Below are 9,197 nucleotides of genomic sequence, written 5' to 3' on the forward strand. Positions count from 1 at the left end.
AATCTACCAAACTATTTCATAGCTTTGAAGCAAAATTACATCATGCAATATCAAGATTCTCCATACAACTTAATTGTCATTCTAGGACCAACAGCTTCAGGTAAAACAACATTTGCAGCCCATCTGGCAAAAAAAATTGATGGAGAGATCATTAGTGCCGACTCACGACAGATATACCGTGGAATGGACCTGGGAACAGGCAAAGACATTGAAGATTATACCATTGATGGTTATACCATCCCTCATCACCTGCTTGATATTGTTGATGCCGGTTACAAATACAATGTCTTCGAATACCAGGCCGATTTCTTCAAAGCATTTGAACAGGTTAAGGCCAATGAACGCTGGCCGGTAATGTGTGGCGGCACAGGCATGTATATTGAATCGGTTTTGAAAAAGTACAAATTGATCAATGTTCCTGTTAACCAGGAGTTGCGAGATAGCTTACAGGGTAAAAACCGCGATGAGCTATCGGAAATTCTGGCATCATACAAAACCTTGCATAACAATACAGATACCGATACAGTAAAGCGAGCGATCAGGGCCATTGAAATAGAAGAGTATTACAAACTGAATCCTGAAATTGAAGTTAAACTACCTGATGTTAATCCGCTGATAATTGGTGTTAACATAGATCGGGAAGCACGCCGCAGAAAAATAACATCGCGCCTTAAAAAACGCCTTGATGAAGGCATGATCGATGAAGTGAAGCAATTACTGGACAGCGGTGTAGCACCTGATGACCTTATTTATTATGGCCTGGAATATAAGTTCCTGACAATGCATGTAACCGGAGAATTGACCTACAGGCAAATGTTTGAGAAACTTAATGTGGCCATTCACCAGTTTGCAAAACGACAAATGACCTGGTTCAGAGGAATGGAGCGTAAAGGCGCCAAAATTCACTGGGTCGACGCCTTTGAACCTGTTGAAGACCGCATTGAACGGGTCATACATCTTATGAAAGCTTAATCCATGGTATAAGCAACTACCTGGTTGGAGAAAAAGGTTGGAACCAATATCTCCTTGGTATCCGGGTTGTATCCAATATCAGCACTTTGCACATTGTCTTCCGCTGAATTCAACAATTGCTTTGGCTGCTCACCCGGAATAAAATGAAACAGTTCACCCCGCCAGAATGAATAGTAATAACCGCCATTGCCATCGGCTTCTATTCCGTCGGGTTGTCCCCCTGTTTCGACAAAAACACTATGCTTTTTCGACGCCACATCAATCTTTACAATACTTGACGCCGTACCAAGCAGCACATAATCATCCTCGGCGAAAAGACCATTAATACGCCCAAACGATTCATTTTTCAACCATACATCAAGTTTATCATCGTTAAGTACAAAAATGGTTGACGTGCCAGAATCAGACACCAGTACATCGCCCAAATGAGTTATGCTTACATCATTTAAAAAGTCGGCATCAGCTCGCTCAATGCGCTTAAGGATTTTAGCTGCAGCAATATCGATCAATACCAATTCATCAATATTTGACACATATAATATCCCTTCTTTAATGGCCATTCCTTTGGGTGCATCAAGACCTTCAACCCACTTCAGATCGATCACATCTCCCTTCAGCGACAATTTGGAAATATAGCCTACCCCATCCTTATCGGATGGCTTACCTGCAATATTGGATACAAAGAGGCAGTTACCGTCGGCATACACTTTGACTGACTCAGGCACTTCCAGGACGGTTTCAGATTCCCATGCTTTACTGATCTGAGCAAAAACGCCATGGCTGAGCATGGTAAGTAAGAATAGAATTAGGTGTTTCGTTGTCATTTTCTTATTGTTTATCTATGATTTTAGAACAATTATAAATAAAAATAACATTTTTCGTCTTAGCAACGTAGTGTTAAGAGATGAATTACGCAAACGTAGTCGATAAACGTAAGCGTCAATAGTTTTAAAAATACCTGTAATGCATTATTTTTAATGCGCAATCTAAATACCCAAACAATGGAAAGCATTGAAGACTATATTTTGAGAATTACGAAACTGGCGAATCGCAATAAGGAGCTGAACGACCAATTACAGGGCCTTGTTGGACGTTATGAAATAATTCAGAAACAAAACGAAAAGTACCTCAATCTTCTATCTGAATATTCATACGAAGAAATTGAAGAACGGCTGAAAATGCCATCTAAAAAACGTGTCAAGCGTTTTAAAATGGTATCCGTTCTCTATGCAACCGTCAAAGGATTTGACAGGATCAACGGTCATGCCCATTCGCAGGAGTTAATTGATGCATTGGATGAGCTCTACCTCACTTTTGATGATATAGCCAAAAAATATGGTGTCCTGAAAGTAAAAACAATTGGTGATACATTTTTATTTGCCGGCGGTATATTGGAAGAAAATCGCACGAACCCGATTGACGTTGTAAATGCAGCCATGGAAATGCAGATGGCAGCTAAAAAATGCATTATCAACGGGGATAAGGAACCATTTTGGAAAATCAGTATCGGCATACATACAGGTCCGGTCCTGGGTGAACTAACAGGTAAAAAAAGCTCACCCTATACACTGACAGGTGAAAGCGTTAACATAGCATCGCGCATGGGAATGGCCTGTAAAGAGGGAGACATCAATATTTCGGTGATGACCTATGAATTGATCAAAGAATTTTTCGAAGTGCAGGAAAATGGTAAAATGCCTGCCAAGTACAAGGGCTTCCTTGACATGTTCAAAGTCAATGGAATACTGCCTAAGCTTTCTGAAGACAAAGGGCAAATTATTCCGAATCGTAATTTTAAAACCAAGTACAGCCTTATTCAATTCATGGACATTCAGGAAGATCTACTTGATATCCTTGAACATAAATTACCTGAAAACCTCTACTATCACAACATTAAACATACCATTGATGTGGTAACAGAGGTGGAGTTAATCGGCTGGGCCGAAGGACTGGAAGAAGAGGAAATACTGCTGTTAAAGCTGGCAGGTTTATTCCACGATAGCGGACATACGATCGATTACCATGAACACGAGATGCATGGTGCCAGGATAGCACGTGACATATTAACCAACTACAACTACCCTAAAGATCAGATCGATACGGTTTGCCGCCTGATAATGTCAACCAAGTTCCCTCCTCAGCCAAAGGATATACTGGAGCAGGTTATTTGCGACTCTGACCTTGACTACCTGGGCAGAAGTGACTTTATCCCTGTATCAAATACACTATATCAGGAATTGAAAGAACGAAACAGTATTGGCACCATTGACGAATGGAATCAGATGCAACTGGATTTTATACGTAAACACCAATATTACACAGAAACAGCCAGGAATTTGCGTGAAGTAAACAAACAGAGCCAGATCGAACGTTTAGAAGGGCTATTACAACCCTCTGAAAAAACCTGATTTTTTTATAATGAAGATATTACAAAACAAGAGCGGAGCCTGCACAGACTCCGCTCTTGTTTTTATTGATATGTTCATTCATACCAGGGTATGCAGACGGGTATGAAATTGCTATATAAATGGACTTGACAAAACTTATCAACTATTTCTTCAGTCCGCTTCGTACTAACAATGGCTCAATTGACGGTTCATGCCCCCTGAAGTTCTTATACAAAGTCATGGGGTGAGCAGTACCACCTTTTTCCAATATCTCAGTGCGGAACTTATGTGCTGTTGCCCTATCAAAAATACCGTTCTCCTTAAATGCCTCAAAAGCGTCGGCATCCAGTACCTCAGCCCATTTATAACCGTAATAACCGGCAGCGTATCCACCATCAAAAATGTGGGCGAAACCAGTTGAGAAAGCTGTCCCTTCCACCAAAGGAAATAATTCAGTTGCTGCCATCGATTGCTTTTCAAACTCAAGCACATCGCCGCCAAATGCATCAGTTAATGAATGCCAGGCCATATCGTTCATGCCAAAGCTTAACTGACGAACAGTTGCATAGCCACTCTGGTAGTTTTCACTGTCTATAATTTTCTGGATCAAGGCATCCGGAATTACTTCTCCCGTTTGGTAATGTACACCTACATCTTTTAACCATTCTTTCTGCGTCGCCCAGTTTTCCATGATCTGCGACGGCAACTCCACAAAATCGCGATAAACATTGGTACCTGCCAGGCTTTCATAATTCACTTTACTCAACATGCCGTGTAGTGCATGCCCGAATTCATGCAGGAAAGTCTGTACTTCATTAAATGTAAGCAGTGAGGGTTTAGATTCAGTCGGCCGGGTAAAGTTACACACGATTGAAATGTGCGGACGTATATCTTCTTCACCATGGCGATGCTGATCACGGAAACTTGTCATCCATGCCCCTCCCTGCTTGCTTGTGCGCGGGTGATAATCAACATAGAAAACACTTAGAAAAGTACCGTCTTCATCGTATACCTCATAGGTTTTAACCTCATCATGATAGACTGATATAGACGTATTTTCCTTAAATGACAAACCATATAATTTACCAGCCAGGCCTAAAACACCTCTTTCAACCTTATCCAATTCAAAATAAGGTCGTGTGGCCTCATCATCAAGTCCATATTTTTGAGCCTTCAATTGCTCGGCATAGTAAGGATAATCCCATCGCTGTAGTGGTCCATCCAATCCATTATCACCAGCAAACAACTCCACATCTTTCACATCTTGCCTGGCTACTTCAATGGAGGCATCTAAAAGTTCAGACAAAAACGCGTTTACCTTGTCAGGATGCAATGCCATGTGTTCTTCCAACACAAAATGTGCATGACTATCATATCCCAGTAATTTTGCCTTTTCAACACGCAGTGAAACGATTTGCTGAATCAGCAGTTTATTATCATGCTTGTTGTTATTATTGCATCGTTTTGAGTAAGCCATATACATTTGCTTGCGCAATTCCCTGTTTTCAGCATACTTCATAAAAGGCATGTAGCTGGGAAACTGAAGTGTAAACATCCAGCCCTCTTTCTCTTTGCTTTTGGCAAGAGCAGCCGCAGCATCCATCACTCCATCCGGCAAACCTGTCAGCTCCTCTTTATCAGTGATATGCAATTCAAAAGCATTGGTTTCATGCAACAGGTTTTCACCAAACTGCAGGGTCAGTTTAGCCAACTCGGTTGTTATTTGCCTGTAGCGTTTGCGGGCAGTTCCCTCAAGCAAAGCACCTCTTCTTACAAAACCCTTGTAGGTTTCGCTCAGTAACTGTTGCTCCTCCTCGCCCATCTCTGTTTTATCACGATTTTCATATACCTGTTTTACTTTGGCAAACAGCTGATCGTTCAACCAGATATCATTGGAGTATTCTGTCAACAATGGTGAAACTTCACGGGCAATCTCCTGTATGCGCTCATTCGTTTCGGCATGGTTCAGATTAAAAAAGACATGGCTGATAATACCCAACTGTTCACCCGATCTTTCCAGGGCAGCAATGGTATTATTAAAGTCAGGTGCAGCCTGATCACCTACAATGGCATCAAGTTCTTCCTTAGCCATTTTAATCAGCTCTTTAAAAGCCGGCAGGTAATTATCTTCGGTTATTAGCTCAAACGGAGGTGTATTAAACGGTGTATTAAACCGTTTCTGCAGAATGTTATTTATCATCATCATTTATTTCTTAATGCTTAAATACAAAAGTAATCAGGATTAAGTAGAAATTATCTCTACTTACAACAAACCTTTTTCAATAACGTTCGTTAAAAATCGTTAACAGGCAGAGGTTAAAACAGCCTCAACTGATAACTAAACGGAAAAACACCAATTATTCAACTACTTACAATGAGCAATACAATAAAATTCACCTTCATAATGCTATTGCTTGCATTATGCACCGCACCGATACAGGCATTCGACAAGGAATTTAAAGAGCTGTTAAGCGCAAAAGAAATTAAGCGACTGGAATCTGCTGAAAAACTGATTTCAAAAGGTGATGCTCTTGTTGAGGAAACGAAAGAGCTGGAAAAAGAAGTTGATCAGCTCAAAAATGCCGATGGTCGCATTAAAACGGGTAAGATCAATAAACTCAACAAAAAAATTGCTCAAATTAAAACCAAGGCAGCTTTGTATTATGAAGATGGCTACAAAAAATACTTAAAAGTATTGGACGATCGCCTAAAAGACCTGGATAAATCGGGTAATTCAGAGGCTAAACAAACACGCAATGACGTGAAAGCCCTTGAAAAGAAAGCACGTAAGCAATACAATAAAGCTGAAAATTTATCATCGCCAGAGAAAGCTGTTGAACTGCTTGAACTGGCACAACAAAACCAGCAGGAAGCCATTGAACTGCAAACAAAATGCCTGATCAACTTAAGTGATTATCTTGAAGAAGAACCAGTCCTTATTACTGAAGAGACAAATGCAGCTGATTCAACACTGCTTGAACCTCTTATAGTCGAAGATACACCTGTAGAACAGGATACAGCATCCGTTATGGCACAATTGCCGGCTACACCTGTTGCCGAAACTGTATCTACTCCTGTGGCAGCTCCGGTAGCAGCTCCAGTGCTTGCAGTTGGGGCAACTGTACCCTCGCCTGACACAACCATGGTTAACAGCATTCCAGAACCAACAGTCAGCGAAGAACAAGCTCTACCCGTAACAGAAGAAGTTGTTGTCGAAGAAACAGCAGTGCCCCTTATTGTTGAAGAGGCACCGGTTGCTGATCCCGACATATTCTTAACCATACAAATTATGGCCGATAAAAAGAAGGCTACTTATGAACAGATCAGCAGTGTATACGATGGCAGCAAAAAGGTGATAGAGATGACAGTTAACGACTGGTATAAATACTCAATTGGTAAATACCAGTCCATCGAAAAAGCGAAAGCCGATATGAAATCGGAAAATATCAAAGGTTTTATTGTGGCATACAATAAAAACGAACGTATTTCGGTTAAAGAAGCAGTAACTTTGCTCAAGGGAGAATCATAAGATTATAAATACCTATACATACATAAAATGAAGAAAATTCGATTTGTACTTACGGTTGCATTTATTGCAGCTTCAGCCCACGTGTTTGGTCAGGGGCAGATTATAGATTTCTTAAAGGCCGGACAGGCCGATGCCAATGCCTTATCGCAGTCTTATTTATTACCATATGGTGAAATGCTTGGCGTAAACCTTAACAGTGGTTGGTATAATTCGGCCAAAGTGCATAAGGTTGGTGGGTTTGACATTACAATTTCAGCAAGTTATACAACTGCGCCTAACAGCAAAAAGAACTTTAAGCCGGGAACGTATGAAACCATTCAAACAGATGCGGATATGGTTCCGACGATGGCTGGAAGCAGTAAGCAAAGCGCCGGTTTTTATTTGCAGGAAGACCCAACAAAAACAAACCTGTTAAACATTGAAGGTGCCGATGCCGATGTGTTTGCCAGTCCTATGATACAAGCAGCCATTGGTTTACCTTTCCATACTGAGATCATGGGTCGTTTTATGCCCAAAACCAGTTATGGTGACTTTGGGGATGCAGGCCTTTGGGGATTAGGTCTGAAGCATTCCATTAAGGACTATATTCCATTTATTAAACGTGTACCTTTTCTTGAAGCATCTGTTTTGGCTGCTTACACCGATTTTGATGCCAAACTAAGTGTGAGTGAACCAGGTCTTGGAGCTGGTAATCTTGAAACAGCTGCCGGTGCTTTTACATCAAGATTATTGATTGGTGTTAATGTTCCGGTTGTTTCATTCTATACTGGTTTAGGATACGGAACAACGACCAGTAATTTTGACTTAATTGGGGATTTTAACGTTGCTGGAGAAACAGATCCAATAACAGATCCAATTGCATTAGAGTACACAACATCCGGATTTGATTTTAATGCAGGTATGCGCTTACGTTTTGGTATATTCTCACTGCATGGTGATTACACTGTTGGTGAATATTCTGTTATCACTGCCGGTGTAGGTATCAATTTCAGATAATAAGATCAACAACATCATATCGAAGCCCGAAGCAGAATAGCTTCGGGCTTTTTTATTGGAACATCTTAAAATACTGCCGGGCTAAAGAAAAAATAACTTCCACGTTGAGCCATTCAGTTAAGACCGCATCTTCATATTAGGTTCTGATATATAGTCAACCAATTTGTTGTTCCCCCTATACATAGACTAGCTGACTTACCTGTTTGATTATAATGATTGTCAACGCAGGCGACACCACCCTTTACTTAACTTAATTTTTAATAACAATGTGCTTTTTAGCCTATTATCCCAAGACCTCTGAAAGCTACTAAATACGGACCTTTCAGGGGACTGCTTCGGATCAACCTCGCTGCCAGCGAGGTTGATCCGAAGCGGTCCCGAAGAACTCCCGAAGAACTTCCGAAGAAAGCTTATGGAATTACCGAAGAAATTCTGAGGCATTTATGGCTTAAATTACGAAATATACCAATCCTCATAAATATTATTGTTAAGTTAAGACATAGATATCATACCTTGTTATGGCAGTATCATACATGGCGTATAGTTTACGGTCCAATGTAAAGCCGTGCAGAAGGCTCAACTTTAAGTGGCTCCAGAAATAAGGTAGTGATGGCTTGGGTCTTTATATGATGGAAATAAAAGATGTATTTATACACGATCGAGCATTCGCTATGCCGGTGCATGGAACAGAAGTGCACGAGGAACAATTGCTATTGCACCGGTTTGATGGGCGTTGGTTAACCCGGGGCGTCGCTATGCTTTGCCCACGAGTGTTCGAAAAGATTCAAACATTCACATATATAGTGTTTTGCAAGCTATAAATCAGCTCTCCTCCTGGCAAGGAGGAGTACCTAAACGAAGGAGAGGGGAGGTGGTTTTAAGTCATTTTTATAAATTAGTTTTCAACAATATAAGAAAGATATGAAAAGTAACCGGCCAGAAATGATTTATAGGAGAAAACTATTGAGAAACAGAGCAACTCCAGCGGAATGTGAACTTTGGAATTACCTTTAAGGAAAAAGAATATGCAATCTGAAGTTTAGGCGACAACATTCTATTGGGCAATAGATTCTGGATTTTTATTGTCCTCAATTAAAGCTAGCTATCTAATTAGATGGGGAATACCATGTTTATAATGAGGAATATGACAGACTTAGGGATAGGAATCTTAGTAATATGGGTATTACAACATTACGATACGAAAATCTTATGGTATTTGAACACCCCAATGTTATAATTGCAGAAATCAAAGAGTTTTATGAAAATTGTTACAAAAGTTTCTAAAACCACCTCCCGGTTCGTACCTCACCGGA

At 40.5% G+C, this 9,197-nt stretch carries 6 protein-coding genes and 1 pseudogene; 5 read left to right on the forward strand and 2 right to left on the reverse strand.

Features of this window, described 5'->3' with window-relative positions:
• Window positions 1-42 precede the first annotated feature (42 nt).
• Window positions 43-972 (forward strand): tRNA (adenosine(37)-N6)-dimethylallyltransferase MiaA, encoded by a 930-nt coding sequence (gene miaA, locus ACRD69_RS22355; protein WP_430817382.1) that lies wholly within the window; start codon window positions 43-45, stop codon window positions 970-972.
• Here the strand turns inward: miaA and ACRD69_RS22360 are convergent.
• On the reverse strand, window positions 969-1,796 hold the full coding sequence (locus tag ACRD69_RS22360; RefSeq protein ID WP_430817383.1) for a hypothetical protein: 828 nt from the start codon (window positions 1,794-1,796) through the stop codon (window positions 969-971). The two genes, miaA and ACRD69_RS22360, sit on opposite strands and share 4 nt — an antisense overlap.
• A gap of 177 nt (window positions 1,797-1,973) precedes the next feature.
• On the opposite strand from ACRD69_RS22360, the gene ACRD69_RS22365 reads away from it, so the two are divergent.
• Window positions 1,974-3,380, forward strand: coding sequence for an adenylate/guanylate cyclase domain-containing protein (locus ACRD69_RS22365; RefSeq protein ID WP_430817384.1), 1,407 nt, complete (start codon window positions 1,974-1,976; stop codon window positions 3,378-3,380).
• A 142-nt stretch (window positions 3,381-3,522) separates the two neighbouring features.
• On the opposite strand, the gene ACRD69_RS22370 is transcribed toward ACRD69_RS22365, so the two are convergent.
• Window positions 3,523-5,562, reverse strand: coding sequence for a M3 family metallopeptidase (locus ACRD69_RS22370; RefSeq protein WP_430817385.1), 2,040 nt, complete (start codon window positions 5,560-5,562; stop codon window positions 3,523-3,525).
• Window positions 5,563-5,733: 171 nt separating this feature from the next.
• On the opposite strand from ACRD69_RS22370, the gene ACRD69_RS22375 reads away from it, so the two are divergent.
• The 3 genes and pseudogenes from ACRD69_RS22375 to ACRD69_RS22385 all read left to right on the forward strand — a co-directional run.
• Window positions 5,734-6,888: a hypothetical protein gene (locus tag ACRD69_RS22375; protein ID WP_430817386.1), complete on the forward strand. Its 1,155-nt coding sequence runs from the start codon at window positions 5,734-5,736 to the stop codon at window positions 6,886-6,888.
• 27 nt (window positions 6,889-6,915) lie between these two features.
• Window positions 6,916-7,884, forward strand: a complete 969-nt coding sequence (locus ACRD69_RS22380) for a DUF6588 family protein (protein ID WP_430817387.1) — start codon at window positions 6,916-6,918, stop codon at window positions 7,882-7,884.
• A 1,122-nt stretch (window positions 7,885-9,006) separates the two neighbouring features.
• Window positions 9,007-9,168, forward strand: a pseudogene (locus ACRD69_RS22385) (DUF559 domain-containing protein); the annotation flags it as partial.
• Between the last annotated feature and the right edge of the window lie 29 nt (window positions 9,169-9,197).

It is taken from the genome of Carboxylicivirga agarovorans (genome assembly GCF_050589845.1).
Classification (GTDB): domain Bacteria; phylum Bacteroidota; class Bacteroidia; order Bacteroidales; family Marinilabiliaceae; genus Carboxylicivirga; species Carboxylicivirga agarovorans.

Bases quoted from the DNA above. Each gene is read 5' to 3' on its own strand.
- miaA (WP_430817382.1), top strand. From the start codon at position 43: ATGCAATATCAAGATTCTCCATACAACTTAATTGTCATTCTAGGACCA.
- ACRD69_RS22360 (WP_430817383.1), bottom strand. From the start codon at position 1,796: ATGACAACGAAACACCTAATTCTATTCTTACTTACCATGCTCAGCCAT.
- ACRD69_RS22365 (WP_430817384.1), top strand. From the start codon at position 1,974: ATGGAAAGCATTGAAGACTATATTTTGAGAATTACGAAACTGGCGAAT.
- ACRD69_RS22370 (WP_430817385.1), bottom strand. From the start codon at position 5,562: ATGATGATAAATAACATTCTGCAGAAACGGTTTAATACACCGTTTAAT.
- ACRD69_RS22375 (WP_430817386.1), top strand. From the start codon at position 5,734: ATGAGCAATACAATAAAATTCACCTTCATAATGCTATTGCTTGCATTA.
- ACRD69_RS22380 (WP_430817387.1), top strand. From the start codon at position 6,916: ATGAAGAAAATTCGATTTGTACTTACGGTTGCATTTATTGCAGCTTCA.